The sequence below is a fragment of the Aeromonas sp. FDAARGOS 1416 genome (genome assembly GCF_019048085.1).
Lineage (GTDB): Bacteria > Pseudomonadota > Gammaproteobacteria > Enterobacterales > Aeromonadaceae > Aeromonas > Aeromonas veronii.
Genome location: NZ_CP077301.1, coordinates 3,227,501 through 3,243,189, shown reverse-complemented (window position 1 = coordinate 3,243,189; position 15,689 = coordinate 3,227,501). Strand labels below are relative to the sequence as shown.

Annotated in this window: 15 protein-coding genes and 6 tRNA genes (1 of these 21 cut by a window edge); 13 read left to right on the top strand and 8 right to left on the bottom strand. The window is 59.7% G+C overall.

All coding sequences use genetic code 11. From position 1 onward, the window contains the following. Positions 1 to 14 precede the first annotated feature (14 nt). The 8 genes from I6L46_RS14570 to I6L46_RS14535 all read left to right on the top strand — a co-directional run bounded on the left by I6L46_RS14570 (position 15) and on the right by I6L46_RS14535 (position 2,421). The gene (locus tag I6L46_RS14570) at positions 15 to 1,253 is read left to right on the top strand and encodes an aspartate kinase (RefSeq protein ID WP_100646953.1); all 1,239 of its coding nucleotides are present in this window, start codon (positions 15 to 17) and stop codon (positions 1,251 to 1,253) included. Between the two features lie 103 nt (positions 1,254 to 1,356). Continuing rightward, positions 1,357 to 1,545 (top strand): carbon storage regulator CsrA, encoded by a 189-nt coding sequence (gene csrA, locus I6L46_RS14565; RefSeq protein ID WP_158110307.1) that lies wholly within the window; start codon positions 1,357 to 1,359, stop codon positions 1,543 to 1,545. A 213-nt stretch (positions 1,546 to 1,758) separates the two neighbouring features. Further along, positions 1,759 to 1,851, top strand: a tRNA-Ser gene (locus I6L46_RS14560). Between the two features lie 3 nt (positions 1,852 to 1,854). Beyond that, a tRNA-Arg gene (locus I6L46_RS14555) sits at positions 1,855 to 1,931 on the top strand. Between the two features lie 100 nt (positions 1,932 to 2,031). Beyond that, a tRNA-Arg gene (locus tag I6L46_RS14550) sits at positions 2,032 to 2,108 on the top strand. A gap of 25 nt (positions 2,109 to 2,133) precedes the next feature. Continuing rightward, a tRNA-Arg gene (locus I6L46_RS14545) sits at positions 2,134 to 2,210 on the top strand. A 29-nt stretch (positions 2,211 to 2,239) separates the two neighbouring features. Further along, positions 2,240 to 2,316, top strand: a tRNA-Arg gene (locus tag I6L46_RS14540). 28 nt (positions 2,317 to 2,344) lie between these two features. Beyond that, positions 2,345 to 2,421 (top strand) — tRNA-Arg (locus I6L46_RS14535). 343 nt (positions 2,422 to 2,764) lie between these two features. On the opposite strand, the gene pbpG is transcribed toward I6L46_RS14535, so the two are convergent. The 6 genes from pbpG to I6L46_RS14505 all read right to left on the bottom strand — a co-directional run bounded on the left by pbpG (position 2,765) and on the right by I6L46_RS14505 (position 8,389). Beyond that, complete coding sequence (pbpG, locus tag I6L46_RS14530) at positions 2,765 to 3,592, bottom strand: D-alanyl-D-alanine endopeptidase (RefSeq protein ID WP_203118959.1); 828 nt, start codon at positions 3,590 to 3,592, stop codon at positions 2,765 to 2,767. Positions 3,593 to 3,751: 159 nt separating this feature from the next. Next, positions 3,752 to 4,417, bottom strand: coding sequence for a DedA family protein (locus I6L46_RS14525; protein ID WP_005343012.1), 666 nt, complete (start codon positions 4,415 to 4,417; stop codon positions 3,752 to 3,754). Between the two features lie 18 nt (positions 4,418 to 4,435). Then, positions 4,436 to 5,728 carry a hemolysin family protein gene (locus I6L46_RS14520; RefSeq protein WP_216976118.1) on the bottom strand — a complete coding sequence of 431 codons (1,293 nt, stop codon included), beginning with the start codon at positions 5,726 to 5,728 and terminating at the stop codon, positions 4,436 to 4,438. Between the two features lie 263 nt (positions 5,729 to 5,991). Continuing rightward, positions 5,992 to 7,050, bottom strand: coding sequence for an L-asparaginase 2 (ansB, locus tag I6L46_RS14515; protein ID WP_005348754.1), 1,059 nt, complete (start codon positions 7,048 to 7,050; stop codon positions 5,992 to 5,994). A 130-nt stretch (positions 7,051 to 7,180) separates the two neighbouring features. Then, positions 7,181 to 7,375 carry a heavy-metal-associated domain-containing protein gene (locus I6L46_RS14510; RefSeq protein ID WP_216976116.1) on the bottom strand — a complete coding sequence of 65 codons (195 nt, stop codon included), beginning with the start codon at positions 7,373 to 7,375 and terminating at the stop codon, positions 7,181 to 7,183. Between the two features lie 63 nt (positions 7,376 to 7,438). After that, a complete protein-coding gene (locus tag I6L46_RS14505) occupies positions 7,439 to 8,389 on the bottom strand; it encodes an AEC family transporter (RefSeq protein WP_216976114.1) in 951 nt (316 codons plus the stop codon). Positions 8,390 to 8,526: 137 nt separating this feature from the next. On the opposite strand from I6L46_RS14505, the gene treR reads away from it, so the two are divergent. From treR to I6L46_RS14480, 5 genes are all read left to right on the top strand, one after another. Next, the gene (gene treR, locus I6L46_RS14500) at positions 8,527 to 9,474 is read left to right on the top strand and encodes a trehalose operon repressor TreR (protein ID WP_216976112.1); all 948 of its coding nucleotides are present in this window, start codon (positions 8,527 to 8,529) and stop codon (positions 9,472 to 9,474) included. 192 nt (positions 9,475 to 9,666) lie between these two features. Then, a complete protein-coding gene (treB, locus tag I6L46_RS14495) occupies positions 9,667 to 11,097 on the top strand; it encodes a PTS trehalose transporter subunit IIBC (RefSeq protein WP_216976110.1) in 1,431 nt (476 codons plus the stop codon). A gap of 66 nt (positions 11,098 to 11,163) precedes the next feature. Next, positions 11,164 to 12,825 (top strand): alpha,alpha-phosphotrehalase, encoded by a 1,662-nt coding sequence (gene treC / locus I6L46_RS14490; RefSeq protein ID WP_216976108.1) that lies wholly within the window; start codon positions 11,164 to 11,166, stop codon positions 12,823 to 12,825. A 3-nt stretch (positions 12,826 to 12,828) separates the two neighbouring features. Then, positions 12,829 to 13,428, top strand: coding sequence for a sugar O-acetyltransferase (locus tag I6L46_RS14485; RefSeq protein WP_216976106.1), 600 nt, complete (start codon positions 12,829 to 12,831; stop codon positions 13,426 to 13,428). Positions 13,429 to 13,548: 120 nt separating this feature from the next. Next, complete coding sequence (locus I6L46_RS14480) at positions 13,549 to 13,737, top strand: hypothetical protein (protein WP_216976104.1); 189 nt, start codon at positions 13,549 to 13,551, stop codon at positions 13,735 to 13,737. Between the two features lie 59 nt (positions 13,738 to 13,796). Here the strand turns inward: I6L46_RS14480 and rluA are convergent, their stop codons facing one another. After that, a complete protein-coding gene (rluA, locus tag I6L46_RS14475) occupies positions 13,797 to 14,453 on the bottom strand; it encodes a bifunctional tRNA pseudouridine(32) synthase/23S rRNA pseudouridine(746) synthase RluA (RefSeq protein ID WP_042081022.1) in 657 nt (218 codons plus the stop codon). A gap of 115 nt (positions 14,454 to 14,568) precedes the next feature. Then, positions 14,569 to 15,689, bottom strand: partial view of an RNA polymerase-associated protein RapA gene (gene rapA, locus I6L46_RS14470; RefSeq protein WP_216976102.1) — the 3' end only. 1,747 nt of this gene lie beyond the right edge of the window; 1,121 of the gene's 2,868 nt are visible here — the last part of the coding sequence; its start codon lies off the right edge, out of view — the gene reads right to left on this strand; it ends in the stop codon at positions 14,569 to 14,571.

Genomic DNA, 15,689 nt, shown 5'->3' with positions numbered 1-15,689 from the left:
GGGCGAGGTGATCTGTGGCACTCTATGTACAGAAGTACGGCGGCACCTCGGTCGGCACACTGGAGCGGATCGAGGCGGTAGCTGAGCGGGTCGAGCAGACCCGCGCCCAGGGACACGACGTGGTGGTGGTTGTCTCCGCCATGTCGGGCGAAACCAACCGGTTGCTGGGCATGGCCCAGCAACTGGATCCTGATGCCAACCGGCGGGAGATGGATGTACTGGTCTCCACCGGTGAGCAGGTCACCATAGCGCTGCTGGCGATCGCGTTGAACAAACGCGGTTGTCCTGCGGTCTCAATGACCGGTGATCAGGTACGGATTCACACCGATTCCGCCTATGGCAAGGCGCGCATCACCCACATCGACACCGAGCTGGTTCATACCGAACTGGCTGCGGGCAAGGTGGTGGTGATCGCCGGTTTCCAGGGCCGTGACGAGCATAACGCCATCACAACCTTGGGCCGCGGCGGTTCGGATACCACGGCGGTTGCCGTGGCGGCGGCCATCAAGGCCGATGAGTGCCAGATCTTTACCGATGTGGATGGGGTATACACCACGGATCCGCGCATCGAGCCCAAGGCGCGTCGTCTCGACACCATCACCTTCGAGGAGATGCTGGAGATGGCCAGTCTCGGTGCCAAGGTGTTGCAGATCCGCTCGGTGGAGTTTGCGGGCAAGTACCGCGTCCCGCTGCGGGTGCTGTCGAGCTTTATCGATGGAGAGGGAACCTTAATCACATATGGAGGTGATAGGATGGAAGCTCCCCTGGTATCCGGGATCGCTTTTAACCGCAACGAGGCCAGCCTGACCATTCTGGGCGTGCCGGACAGACCAACCGTTGCCGCGCAGATCCTGAATCCGATCAGCGACGCCAACATTGATGTCGACATGATTGTGCAGAACACCCTGGGAGATGGCACCGCCGACTTCACCTTCACGGTGAATCGTGACGACTATCGCCGCGCTCGGGCACTGCTGGAGGAGACCGCCACCGAACTTGGCGCCTCCTGCGTGCAGGGAAATGGCGAAATTGCCAAGGTTTCCATTGTCGGTGTCGGCATGTGGAACCATCCCGGTGTTGCGCGCACCATGTTCAAGGTATTGGGCGAGGAGGGGATCAACATGCAGTTGATCTCGACCTCTGAAATCAAAATCTCTGTGGTGATTGACGAGAAGTATCTGGAGCTGGCGGTGCGAGCCCTGCACGCGGCTTTCGGGTTGGATCAGGCACCGCAAGAGCAGCCCTTGGGCTAACAATCTCTGATTGATTTAGTTTCAACCATTTACCATATCGGTATCTTTGTTAGATAATGTCGCATATCGATATAAAAACAAAACAGGATACAGGAGCAAGCGAATGCTTATTTTGACTCGTCGTGTTGGGGAAACCCTGATGATTGGTGATGAAGTGACTGTCACCGTACTGGGCGTTAAAGGCAACCAGGTCCGTATCGGTGTTAACGCGCCGAAAGAGGTCTCCGTACACCGCGAAGAGATCTACCAGCGCATCCAGGCCGAGAAAGTTCCGGGCCAACCGAGCTTCTAAGCCACTTTCATGGCTGTGACAAGGCGACACCTCATGTGTCGCCTTTTGTTTTTCCGGCCCCCTGAAATTGCCCTGCAGGGCGCGAAACTGCGGGATAAGTGCTGATATTGTTTGAATATTCCACGCTTTGACCAAATGCTGAGCGAACGCACTTTTTTCTCCAAAAAAGTGTTTGACTAAAAATCCCTGTGAAGTATTATCAGCCCCGCAAACGGAGAGGTGGCCGAGAGGCTGAAGGCGCTCCCCTGCTAAGGGAGTATGCGGCTTATACCCGCATCGGGGGTTCGAATCCCCCCTTCTCCGCCATTTGCGCCCGTAGCTCAGCTGGATAGAGTACCTGGCTACGAACCAGGTGGTCAGAGGTTCGAATCCTCTCGGGCGCACCATATTACGACTCAAGCAAGAGTCATGTGTTGACCATCAGCAAGTCGACACTTTGGAAAAGGCTTACTGATAAGTAAGCTTTTTTTATCGTTTTAAAACAGGGCGCCCGTAGCTCAGCTGGATAGAGTACCTGGCTACGAACCAGGTGGTCAGAGGTTCGAATCCTCTCGGGCGCACCATTTAAAACGACACAACGATTTATGAGCGCCCGTAGCTCAGCTGGATAGAGTACCTGGCTACGAACCAGGTGGTCAGAGGTTCGAATCCTCTCGGGCGCACCATTTTTCAAGCAGTACACAAAAGTTTGTGAGCGCCCGTAGCTCAGCTGGATAGAGTACCTGGCTACGAACCAGGTGGTCAGAGGTTCGAATCCTCTCGGGCGCACCATATTTCAAGCAGTACCAAAAGTTTATGAGCGCCCGTAGCTCAGCTGGATAGAGTACCTGGCTACGAACCAGGTGGTCAGAGGTTCGAATCCTCTCGGGCGCACCATACAGACAGCCTCGACTTCGGTCGGGGCGGTTTTTTTATGGGCGATATTTAACTTTTTGGTGCGGATCCCCGTGCGCTGTTGCGGGTGGATCGCCCGTTTACCTAGCTGTTCTTGTCCTTATTTCTTCCCCTTTCTGTGATTGCGCACAGTTCTTCTGATCGTTGCCCCGCCTCACCACCCTTTGCCTCATCTATAGGCGCCTTGTATGCCTGCTGTTGTAACGGCAGATGCCGCGCAGCCATCACTAAGGGTTCGCTCATCAACATCCTGCAAGGCCTGCAGAGGCGTTCTGCGGGCAATAAAAAAGGATGCCGCAGCATCCTTTTGTGTCGAGATATTTACTCAGCTTTTCAGCCATTTGCGAATGCGGTTGGCATCGCCTATAGGGGTGCGTTTGCCCACCGAGTTGAGCAGCACGATGGCAAGCTCGCGGCTGTCCGGTTTGGCGCGCATCACCAGACAGCGCCCCGCTTCGTCAGTGAAGCCGGTCTTGGAGAGGCGTACGTCCCAATCCGGGTTTTTCACCAGCGGGTTGGTGTTGTTGAACATCAGGCTATAGGCGGGGGTGCTGAAGCGCATCTCCCGGTTCTCATCCTGAGTGAACTGACGGATCAGCGGCTGACGATAGGCGGCGGCGGCCAGCTTGCCGAGATCCTGGGCGGTGGAGACGTTGCGGGTGGAGAGGCCGGTGGAGTCGTAGAAGTGGGTATTACGCATTCCCAATTGTCTGGCCTTATTGTTCATGGCCCGCACGAAGGCGCTGCGACCGCCCGGATAGTGACGCGCCAGTGCCGAGGCCATCCGGTTTTCGGAGGACATCAGCGCCAGATGCAGGGCGTCGCGGCGGGTCACCTTGGTGCCCATGCGGATGCGGGAGTGGGTGTGTTTGACCCGATCCAGATCGTTCTTGTCGACCGTGATGGTCTGGTTGAGATTCTGTTTGGCATCCAGCACCACCAGCGCTGTCATCAGCTTGGTGAGAGAGGCGATGGGACGCACCTTGGTGGCATTCTTCTGGTAGAGTGTCTTGCCCGTTTTTACATCCACGACCAGAGCGCTGCTTGAGCGTACTTCCAGTTTGGCAGGGTTGGGTGCCGCGCTGACCGCAGGCAATCCCAGCATTCCCATCAACCCGACAACCAGCGCTGCTGCGCGAATCCGACACCACATACAACCGACTCCATTCCCATCCAAAAAAAGGCGCTAGATTCACTCATTTTTACCCCGGCTTTACAAGGGCCGAGCGGGACTATTTCTGCTATTTGCGCAAAATTGGCGATCAAAAAAGCCCTCTGGCGAGGGCTTTCGGGGCGGGCGTTGGGCGAGGGGTCAATCCCGCGGCTGCGCTGCCCTGCGTTTGCTGATCCAGCGCCAGACCAGCGCCACCATGCCACCCACCAGCAGAGCCACCGGCAGATAGATGATGATATTGAAGAACTGGGTCTGGTATTCGGCGGCCAGCTTGGTGTGGCTCAGGTAGTAACCAAACCCGACCAGCGGGCAGATCCACATGATGGAGCTGATCAGATTGACGATGAGAAAGCGCCCCTGGGGCAGCTCGGTGGCACCGACGATGTAGGGGTAGGCGGTGCGCACGAAGGCGATATAGCGCGCGGTGATCAGGGTGATGATCCCGTACTTGTCCAGCAGGTGGTAGACCTTCTGTTGGTGCCGCTCTTCCACGTGGGACATCAGCCGATGGTAGAGCTGGGTGTGGCCGAGAAAGCGCCCCTGCATGTAACCGAGCCAGGTGCCGACAAAGGTAGCCATGATCAACAGCGGGATCACCCCGAGAGACAATACATCCTGATAGATGAGCACGCCGGTGAGGATCAGCAGGCTGTCACCGGGCAGAAAGGCGGTAGGGATGAATCCGTTTTCCAGTACCAGAAACGTCAGAATCACACCACAGATCATGAAGGCCATCTTGGGATCGGAAAGTGTGTTCAGATCGTGATTCATAAAGGCGTGAGCCAGTTGGTAAAACTGCTCCATACTTGCAAACTCCGCAGGTTAGCTGGGTTGATCGGTCAAGGGCATGGCGAGCACCTTGTCGATGCGCAGGCCATCCATGTCAACTATTTCCAGTTGCCACTGTTCCAGTGCCACCAGGTCTCCGGTTTGTGGAACACGACCAAGGAGCAGCATGATAAGCCCTCCGAGGGTGTGATAGTGATGTTTTTCTTCTTCAGGCAGACGAACCAGCTCCAGACAATCCTTCAACTCCGGCAGCGGGATCAGGCCATCGAGCAGCCAGCTGCCGTCGGCGCGCCGGAAGGCCCAGTTGTCCTCGCCATCCTCCTGCTGGAAATCCCCCGCCAGCGCCTCCAGCAGATCCTGCTGGGTGACCAGTCCCTGCAACTCGCCATATTCGTCCACCACCAGCGCCATCTGTTCGCTGTGGGTGCGGAAGTGGTTGAGCAGCTCGACGCCGTTGAGGGTCTCGGGCAGTAGGCTGCCCTCCTGGGTCAGGGCAGCCAGATCGATGGGCTCCCCCTTGATATAGGCGTGCAGCACCTTGCTGACATTGATGATACCCACCAATTCTGACAGGTTGCCGTCGCAGACCGGAAAATAGCTGTGGCGATACTCCACCAGTCGCTGCAGGTTGGTCTCCAGCGGCAGCGCCAGATCCAGATAGCGGATATCGCTGCGCGGCACCATCAGGGAGGAGAGGCTGCGCTCGTCGAGACGGAAGACGTTGCGCAGCATGGTGTGTTCATGATCCTCGATCACCCCGGCTTCAGAGCCCTCCACCAGCATGGCGTGGATCTCCTCCTCGGTAACGTTGGCGCTGCCGTTCTGGTTGACCCGCAGCAGCCGCAGGCTGGCATTGGTAGAGGCCGACAGCAGCCAGACGAATGGGCGGGTCAGGGTGGCGAGCCAGTGCATGGGGCGGGCCACCAGACAGGCGATGCGCTCGGCATTGAGCTGGCCAAGGCGCTTGGGCACCAGCTCCCCCACCACGATGGAGAGGTAAGTAACCACCACCACCACGATGACGGTGGCGATCAGGCCGCTGCTCTTGGGGGATAGTCCCCACTCCTGCAACCAGAGGGAGAAGGGCTGGGCCAGCAGGGATTCGCCGTAGATACCGTTGAGCAAACCTATGCTGGTAATGCCGATTTGGACGGCAGAGAGAAAATGGGTCGGGTCTTCGCCCAGTTTGAGGGCAATGGCGGCGGAACGGTTGCCTTCAGAGGCAAGCTTGCCAAGGCGAGCCTTGCGTGCGGTGACGATGGCGATTTCTGACATGGCGAAGACGCCATTAAGCAAAATCAATCCCAGCAGGATCAATATTTCCATACAGCAACAGCACTCCTTGAGTGGATAAGATCGCTGGCAGTGTAATGAATTTGGCGGCGATGCGCTTGTGAAAGCGGGTGATCCGGCTCGCTAATTTGATGACAACGCTCTGCGGTGGCCGAAAAAGATGGCCGGAAAAGGGAAGGATGACCTCGCCAAACGACGTAATGGGTGAGGCGGGTGCTTGGCGAAGTGGCATTGCATGCAGGATGGAAAAGGGCGGGAAGTCCCGCCCTTGCTTGTCACTTGTCAGGCAACCGTTGTCAGAACTGCTGGAACCAGCGCTGGATCTGGGCCGGATCCTTGCTCTGGGTCAGGGAGAGCATCAGCAGCACCCGCGCTTTCTGCGGGTTGAGAGTGCCGGAGGCCACGAAGCCGTACTTGGCATCATCGATCTCGGCATCCAGGGTGGTGGCGCCGGTCGGCACGCGGGCGGAGCGCACGACGCGGATGCCATCCTTGCTCGCCTTGGCCAGGGTGTCGAACAGGGTGTGGTAGAGGTTGCCGTTGCCCACCCCGGCGCTGACGATGCCGTCGAACTTGGCATCCACCATCGCCTTGGCCGGCAAGTCGGTGGCGTTGGCGTAGCTGTAGACGATGCCAACTTGCGGCAGCTTGTCGAGCTTGCTCACGTCAAACGGCGTCTTGCTGGTGTGCAGACGGGCCGGGCTGCGCTGATAGTCGATCTTGCCGTTGTGGATGTAACCGAGCGGGCCAAAGTTGGGGGAGGCGAAGGTTTGCACCCCGGTGGTGTTGGTCTTGGTGACGTCGCGGGCATCCAGCACTGTGTCGTTCATCGCCACCATCACGCCACGGCCCTTGGAGGCGGGGTCGGAGGCGGTCACTACGGCGTTGTAGAGGTTGAGCGGGCCATCGGCACTCATGGCGGTGGAGGGGCGCATGGCGCCGACCAGCACCACCGGCTTGTCGCTCTTGACGGTCAGATTGAGGAAGTAGGCGGTCTCTTCCATGGTGTCGGTGCCGTGGGTAATGACGATGCCATCCACGTCATCCTTGGCCAGCAGCTCGTTGACCCGCTTGGCCAGCTTGAGCCACACCTCGTCGTTCATGTCCTGGGAGCCGATCTTGACCACCTGCTCACCCTGCACATCGGCCACGTTCTTCATCTCGGGCACGGCGGCGATCAGGGTTTCGATGGCCACCTTGCCAGCCTCGTAGTTGGACTGGGTAGCCGACTGGCCTGCCCCGGCAATGGTGCCGCCGGTTGCAAGAATATGGACGTTGGGCAGCGCCATGGCCATGGGAGAGAGGGTCAGGCCAACGACGGCGGCGAGCAGGGTCTTGCGGATCGGTAGGGTCATGCTGCAAATCCTTATGGTTGGAATAATCGCAGCAAGTTTGCCCGTTTAATAACCCCGGTCTGTGATAAAACTCACCAAAAGACAGGTGAGTACAGATTTTTAACCTGTTTTATACCTCTATAGAGATAATTTAACTCGCAGAGAAACCCTTGGCTTCAATCAGGGCGATCAGCTCGGCCTTGTTCAGCTCGCTCTCGATGACGGCCTTGCTGCTGGCAAAGTCGACGGTCGCGGTGGTAACAGTAGGCTGGGCCTGCAGGGCTTTTTGCAGGCTGGCGGCGCAGCCACCACAGGACATGCCGGAGACGGTGAGTTCGATGGTCATAAATGCTCTCCTCGGTTGATATGGCACAAGGGTACAGCTGTCGCCTGCGGCAAGGTCAAGCCGTCAGTACATAAGCCCCAGATAGTTCATCAGAGTTGCCCCCAGACTAGTGGTGAGCAGTGAGCCGAGGGTGGTGGTGGCGATGATGTTTGCGGCCAGCACGCTGTTGCCCCCCATGGCGCGGGTCATCACATAGCTGGCGGCAGCAGTCGGAGTGGCGCTGATGAGAAATAGAATACCCAGCTCCAGATGGCTGAAGCCGAGCAGGGCAGCCCCCAGAGTGAACACCGCAGGAATGAGGCAGAGCCGCATGATGCTGGCCCAGCCCGCAATGGCTGCACCACCACGCAGAGCGTCGAGGCTGAGGGAGGCGCCGGTGCAGAGCAGCGCCAGCGGCAACGTCATGTTGGCGAAGTAGCTGCCGGTGGTGAGCAGCAGTTGCGGCATCTTGATACCGAGCAGGGTAAACGGCAGCGCCGCCACAATGGCGATGATCAGCGGGTTCTTGATGATGCCGAGCAGGATGGGGCGGATACCGGTGGCGCCGCCGAGACTGCGGGTGAGGGTGATCACCGCGAGAATGTTGTAGAGCACGGTCACCGCGCCGACATAGAAGGCCGCCGCCCCCAACCCTTCGTGGCCGTAGGCGTTTTGCACATAGGCGAGCCCGATAATGGCGCTGTTGCCGCGAAAGCTCCCCTGCACGAAGATGCCGCGCAGTCGCTGCTCCCCGATAAAACGTTCGGCCAGCAGCTCCAGCACCAGATAGCTGATAACGGTGGCGAGCAGGCCATAGCCGATAAACCAGAGGCTCGGCATGGTGGCGAAGTTGGTACCCAGAATACTGAGAAAGAGCAGAGCGGGCAGGGTGACCTGAAACACCAGCCGCGAGGCGGATTCGGTAAAGGGATCCGGCAGCAGCCCCAGCCGCTTGAGCAAGATGCCGAGCAGCAGCACCACGCAGATGGGGCCTGTGATGGAGAGGGAGAAGAGCAGACTGGCCAGCAGATCCATGATGGGCATCCTGTGCTGTGCCCACACACCCTGACGGCGGGGCAAAAAGGGCATTCTAACGCCATGGGCTTGTATTCACAGGGGTTAATCACAACAATGTGGGCAATTCCACCGCCTAGCCTCCTGTGAGCCAATTCATGGACAAGAAACTGACCATCCTCGATATCGCCAGACTGAGTGGCGTCGGCAAGTCGACCGTCTCCCGGGTGCTCAATCAGGATCCCAAGGTGAAGCAGGAGACCCGCGAGCGGGTGGAGCAGATCATCGCCGAGCACGGCTTCGTGCCGAGCAAGTCGGCGCGGGCCATGCGCAGCCAGAGCCAGCAGGTGGTGGGGATCATCGTCTCGCGGCTCGACTCCGGCTCGGAGAATCAGGCGGTGCGCGGCATGCTGGAGACCCTCTACCAGCGCGGCTACGATGCTGTGCTGATGGAGAGCAAGTTCTCCCCCGCCAAGGTACAGGAGCATCTGGCGGTGCTGGAGCGGCGCGGGGTGGATGGCATTATCCTGTTCGCCTTCAATGACTTGGACTATGCCGCCATGGCGCCGCTGAAAGAGAAGCTGGTGCTGGTCGCCCGTGAATATCCCGGTTTCTCCTCGGTCTGTTTTGACGACGCCGGTGCGGTGCGCACCATGCTGGCGCAGCTGGCAAGCCGTGGCGCCCGCGACATCGCCTATCTGGGGGTGGATGCCTCGGATCTCACCACCGGCCAGCGTCGCCTCGACGCCTATCTCGCTTATTGCGCAGAACAGGGGTTGCGCCCGCGCAGCGCCCTCGGTGATCTCAGCCTGCAGAGCGGCTACCGGCTGGCGGCCGAGCTGCTTACCCCCTCCACCCAGGCGCTGGTCTGCGCCAGCGACACCCTCGCCATCGGTGCGGCAAAATACCTGCAAGAACAAGGGCGTAGCGAGGTGCTGGTGACCGGACTTGGCAACAATCCCATGCTCAGTTTCCTCTTCCCCAACGCCCTCACTCTGGATCTCGGTTACAAGGGGGCAGGGGAGCAGGCGGCGCGTCAGCTGCTCGGCCAGATTGAGCAGGATCAGCCTCCGCTGGTGACTATCGCCCCCTGCCGAACCCTGTGAGCCCCATCACTTCAGACTGAACAAAAAGTGTGCTTTTTGTGACGCTGGCCACGAATTGGGAACGTTCCCATTCCGATCTGGCCAGATTGTCGGCATGCTAAATGGGAACGATACCAAAAACGCTCCGGCCGACAGACTGGCTCAAAAGGGCGATACAGACCACTATTCAATGGCGTCACAGAGGGAAGACCCATGTCCAAGATCAACGCACAGCAGCTTGCCACCCTGATCGACAAGATCGGCGGCAAGGAGAACATCGCCACCGTCAGCCACTGCCTGACCCGGTTGCGCTTCGTCCTGAACGATCCGGCCAAGGCCGACAGCAAGGCCATCGAAACCATTCCGGCAGTGAAGGGAAGCTTCACCCAGGGCGGTCAGTTCCAGGTGGTGATCGGCAACGAGGTGGAGCAGTGGTACAAGGCGCTGACCGAACAGCTCGGCGTCAGCGGTGGCAGCAAGGAGACCGCCAAGCAGGCGGCGCGCCAGAATATGAATCCGCTGGAGCGGGGCATCTCCCATCTGGCGGAGATCTTCGTGCCGCTGCTGCCCGCCATCATCACCGGCGGTCTGATCCTGGGCTTTCGCAACGTCATCGGCGACATCAAGATGTTCGACGATGGCACTCACACCCTCACCGAGATCAGCCAGTTCTGGGCTCAGGTACACGCCTTCCTCTGGCTGCTGGGCGAGGCGATTTTCCACTTCCTGCCGGTAGGTGTCTGCTGGTCTGCAGTGAAGAAGATGGGCGGCTCCGAGATCTTGGGTATCGTGCTGGGGGTGACGCTGGTGTCGCCGCAATTGATGAACGCCTACGGCATCGGTCAGCAGACCCCGGAGGTGTGGGACTTCGGCCTGTTCGTGATCCAGAAGGTGGGTTATCAGGCCCAGGTCATTCCGGCGCTGCTGGCGGGTGTCTTCCTCGCCTGGGTTGAGACCAACCTCAAGCGGATCATTCCGGCTTACCTCTATCTGGTGATTGTGCCGTTTGTCTCGCTGCTGCTGGCAGTGATCGTGGCCCACGCCTTTATCGGCCCGTTTGGTCGCTGGATTGGTGATGGCGTCGGTTTCGCTGCCAAGGCCGCCATGACTGGCTCCTTCGCTCCCATCGGCGCTGCCCTGTTCGGTTTCCTCTATGCACCGCTGGTCATTACCGGTATCCACCACACCACCAACGCGGTGGATCTGCAGCTGATGCAGAGCATGGGTGGCACTCCGATTTGGCCGCTGATCGCTCTCTCCAACATCGCTCAGGCATCTGCCGTAGTGGGCATCATTCTGATTAGCCGCAAGGAGAACGAACGGGAGATCTCGGTGCCTGCCGCCATCTCCGCCTACCTCGGGGTGACCGAACCGGCCATGTACGGTATCAACCTCAAGTACAAGTTCCCCATGCTGTGCGCCATGGTGGGCTCCAGCCTTGCCGCCCTCATCTGCGGTTTTGCCGGTGTGATGGCCAACGGCATCGGGGTAGGGGGCCTGCCGGGCATCCTCTCCATCCAGCCGCAATACTGGGCGGTGTTCTCCATCGCCATGCTGGTTGCCATCGTGGTGCCGGTGGTGCTGACCCTGCTGGTCTACAAGCGCCAGCAAGCCGCTGGCAAGTTGGCCCAAGCCAGCGCCTGACACTGATTATCAGGGCGACCCGCGGGTCGCCCTCTCCATTTCATATTCGAGACAAGAGAAAGACCCATGAGCCAAACACCCTGGTGGCAGAGTGCCGTGATTTACCAGATTTACCCCAAGAGCTTTCAGGATTCCGCTGCCCGTGGCACCGGCGACCTCAAGGGGATCATGGCCCGCCTCGATTACCTCAAGACGCTGGGGGTCGATGCCCTCTGGCTGACCCCGGTCTACGTCTCGCCGCAGGTGGACAACGGCTACGACATCGCCGACTACTACGCCATCGACCCCGCCTACGGCACCATGGCTGATTTCGAGGCGCTGCTGGCCGCCGCCCACGCGCGCGACATCCGCATCGTGATGGATATCGTGGTCAACCACACCTCCACCGAGCACGCCTGGTTCAAGTCGGCGCTGGGGGATAAAAACAGCCCCTACCGCGACTACTACATCTGGCGCGATCCGGTGGATGGCTGCGTGCCCAACAACTGGCAATCCAAGTTTGGCGGCAGCGCCTGGGAGCTGGACTCTGCCACCGGTCAGTACTACCTGCACCTGTTTGCCCGCGAGCAGGCGGATCTCAACTGGGAAAATCCGGCGGTGCGTGCCGAGGTGAAAAATATCATCCACTTCTGGGCCAAGAAGGGGGTGGATGGGTTCCGCCTCGACGTTATCAACCTTATCTCCAAGGATCAGGCGTTCCCGAACGACGAGATTGGCGATGGCCGCCGCTTCTACACCGACGGGCCGCGCATCCACGAATTTTTGCAGGACGTGAGCCGCGACGTGTTTGCTCCTGTCGGCGCCATGACGGTGGGGGAGATGTCCTCTACTTCACTGGAGCACTGTCAGCGCTATGGCGCCCTCGATGGCTCCGAGCTCTCCATGGTGTTCAACTTCCATCACCTCAAGGTGGATTACCCCAACGGCGACAAGTGGACCAAGGCTCCGTTCGATTTCATCGAACTCAAGCGCATCTTCAACCACTGGCAGAGTGGCATGCACGGCAAGGGGTGGTCGGCGCTGTTCTGGTGCAACCACGATCAGCCGCGCATCGTCTCCCGCTTCGGTGACGAGGGCGAGCATCGGGTTGTGGCCGCCAAGATGCTGGCCAGCACGCTGCACGGTTTGCAGGGCACCCCCTACATCTATCAGGGGGAGGAGATCGGCATGACCAACCCCGGCTATCAGCGCATCGATGACTATCAGGATGTGGAGAGCCGCAACATCTTTGCCATCAAGCAGGCCGAAGGGATGAGCGAGGCCGAGATCCTCGCCATTCTCGGTGCCAAGTCCCGCGACAACTCGCGCACCCCGATGCAGTGGAGCGCTGCGGCCAACGCCGGTTTCACCAACGGGACACCCTGGCTCAAGCCAGCCGCCAACTATTCCGAGATCAATGCCGAGGCGGCGCTGGCCGACCAGCACTCGGTGTTCTGGCACTACCGGGATCTCATCGCCCTGCGCAAGGCGCACCCCATCTTCACCCAGGGGGATTATCAGGAGCTGCTGACCGGGCACCCGCAGATCTGGGCCTATGCCCGCCGCGCCAACGGTCAGACCCTGCTGGTGGTGAGCAACTTCTACGGCGAGCCGGTGGAGTTTGCCTTGCCTGCCGAGCTGCAAAGCGGGCAAGGTCGGCTGCTGCTCGGCAACTACCCGGATAGCCCGGCCCAACCGCAATCGGGTATGCTGCGCCCTTATGAATCCCTGATCTGGCTGATGGAGTAGGTAATGGAGAAGGTGGTGCGAGGTGCCGAGTGGCAGAAGATGGTGACAGGGGAGCCTTATGATGCGGGCGATCCCGAGCTGAAAGCGGCGCGCGAGCGCTGCCGCAGGCTCTATCACACCTTCAACACCAGCTGGCAGGAGAAACCGGCGCGGGATGCTTTGCTGCACGACCTGCTCGGTAGCCGCGGCCAGGAGTGCGCCATCAATCCGCCGTTCTTTTGCGACTATGGCGCCAACATCTTCGTCGGCGAGAACTTCTACGCCAACGTGGGCTGCACCATCCTCGACGTCTGTGAGGTGCACATCGGCGACAACGTGCTGCTGGCGCCCGGGGTGCAGATCTACACCGCCGCTCACCCGGTGGCGGTGGCGCCGCGCATCAGGGGTGTCGAGTTCGGCAAGCCGGTGCGGATCGGCCACAACGTCTGGATTGGCGGCAGCGTCGTCATCTGCCCCGGTGTCACTATCGGTGATAACAGTGTCATCGGCGCCGGTTCGGTGGTGACCAAAGATGTGCCCGCCAATGTGGTGGCGGCTGGCAACCCTTGCAAGGTGCTTCGGGCGATGACGGCACAGGAGCTTGAAGACGTCATCCAGCGGTGAACAGGGGCCATGAATGCAATTGCTATCTGACTGATAGAAAAGCAACTTTCAGATTGTTTTGCATTCAGTGCTTATGTTCGGGGCCGCTTGGCCGATACTGTTGAGTGCAGGAGGAACCCTATGGATATATCAAGTTCTGCAAATGCGTCGTTTGGTTCTGCTCTGATGACGGCCAGTCTGGCCAAGAAACAGCAGACCCAAGAGGGCGAAGCTGCGCTGAATCTGCTGCAAAACGCAGCGCAATCAGCACCGGTTGCACCGACATCGGCCAGCGCTTCTCTGGGAAGCAAGATCGATATTCGCGTCTGACCCTAATGAAAAAGCCCCCATCTTGCGATGGGGGCTTTTTTATCTCTGCGATTTTGGGGTCAGACCGGGAAAGGTGCCGGCGCCTCGAAGGTCATCCGCTCGCCGCTACGGGGGTGACTGATGGTCAACATGGCCGCATGCAGGTAGAGATGGGGCGCAGCCGCCAGCGCATCCGGATGGGCGTAGAGGTTGTCACCCAAGATCGGGTGCCCCAGCTCCAGCATATGGACGCGCAGCTGGTGCGAGCGACCTGTGATGGGGGTCAGCTTGATCAGGCTGTTGCCGTTCTCCACTTTCAGTTTTTCCCACAGGGTCAGGGCGTGACGTCCCTCCTCGTGATCCACCTTCTGTTTCGGGCGGTTGGGCCAGTCGACGCAGAGTGGCAGGTCAACCTGACCCGACTCTGCCTCCGGCTCACCCCACACCCAGGCGAGGTAGTGCTTCTCGGTCTCCCGCTCGCGAAATTGCCGACTCAGCTCCCGATGAGAGTTGGGGTTGAGAGGAATGACGATGACGCCAGTGGTGGACATGTCGAGGCGATGAGCTGCCGCCGCCTTGGGGTGCTGCTGTTTCACCCGATGCAGGACGCTGTCTTCATTCTCGGGGCCGCGCCCGGGGACGCTTAGCAGGCCAGTGGGCTTGTTGACCACCATGATGTCCTTGTCCTTGAACAGGATATCGAGCCAGGGTTCCAGAGGCGGTGAGTATTCAAACATAAATGTCTCGCATCAGAAGGTGGGGGCAAGCCCCCATCAGTTATGGGTAACCACGACAAAGCGGCCTTGGGTATCCAGTTTGAGCTGGGTCTGGCCGCTATCAGTCGGTACCTTGTCAGTTATGGGTGACCACGATAAAGCGGATGGCATCCAGCTTGAGCTGGGTCTGGTCGATCAGGTTGTGCAATTCTGCCTGCAGATTGCGCAGATATTCCAGCTCGCTGTCGCGCACGTTCGGGTTGACCGCCTTGAGCGCCTCCAGACGATCGAGATCCTGCTGCAGGGTTTGCGCCATCTGGGCGCGGGCCTTGTCGACAATCCCGGCCTTCAGCTCTTCGGCAATCGCCTGACCCTGGCCAATCAGACCATGGATCACCGGCTGGGACGCAGTCACCAGCTTGCTACCAAGGTGGCGGTTAACCGGCGTCAGCTGGCGGTTGAACGCATCGAACGCCACCTTCTCGCCGAGGTTGTTGCCGTTCTTGTCCATCAGCAGGCGGATCGGTGTCGGCGGCATGAAGCGGTAGAGCTGGGGATGAGCCGCAGACTCGGCGACGAAGATCAGCTCCAGCAGGATGGAACCGACCGGCAGCGCCTTGTTCTTGAGCAGAGCCACCGAGGTGGCACCGATCTCGGAACCGAGGATCAGGTCGATACCGCCGCGCATCATGGGGTGATCCCAGGAGAGGAACGACATATCGTCCCGCGACAGGGCTGTGGTGCGATCAAAGGTGATGGTCATGCCGTCTTGCGGCAGGCCCGGGAAGCTGGGCACCAGCATGTGATCGCCCGGCATCAGCACCAGCGCATTCTCGCCGCGATCATCCTGATTGACGCCGATCTCGTCGAACATTTTGAGGGCGAAGGAGATCATGCCGGTGTCGTCATCTTCGGCAGCCAGCTTCTCGACCAGCTGTTTGGCAGCTTCGCCACCGCTGGAGTGGATCTCCAGCAGACGATCGCGGCCCTGTTCCAGCTTGGCCTTGAGCGGCTCGTGCAACTCGCGGGTGCGGGTCAGCAGCGCTTCCAGGGGCGCCTGATCACCGGTATTGGCGGCCAGCAGCTCGAACAGTTCGTCACGCACGGCTTCAAATACCGGGCGGGCGGTCGGGCAGGTCTGCTCGAACGCATCGAGGCCATCGTGATACCAGAGCTGCAGGGCGCGCTGGGAGGTACCCTCCAGATAGGGAACGTGAATTTCGACGGTGTTCTGCTGACCGATGCGATCGAGACGGC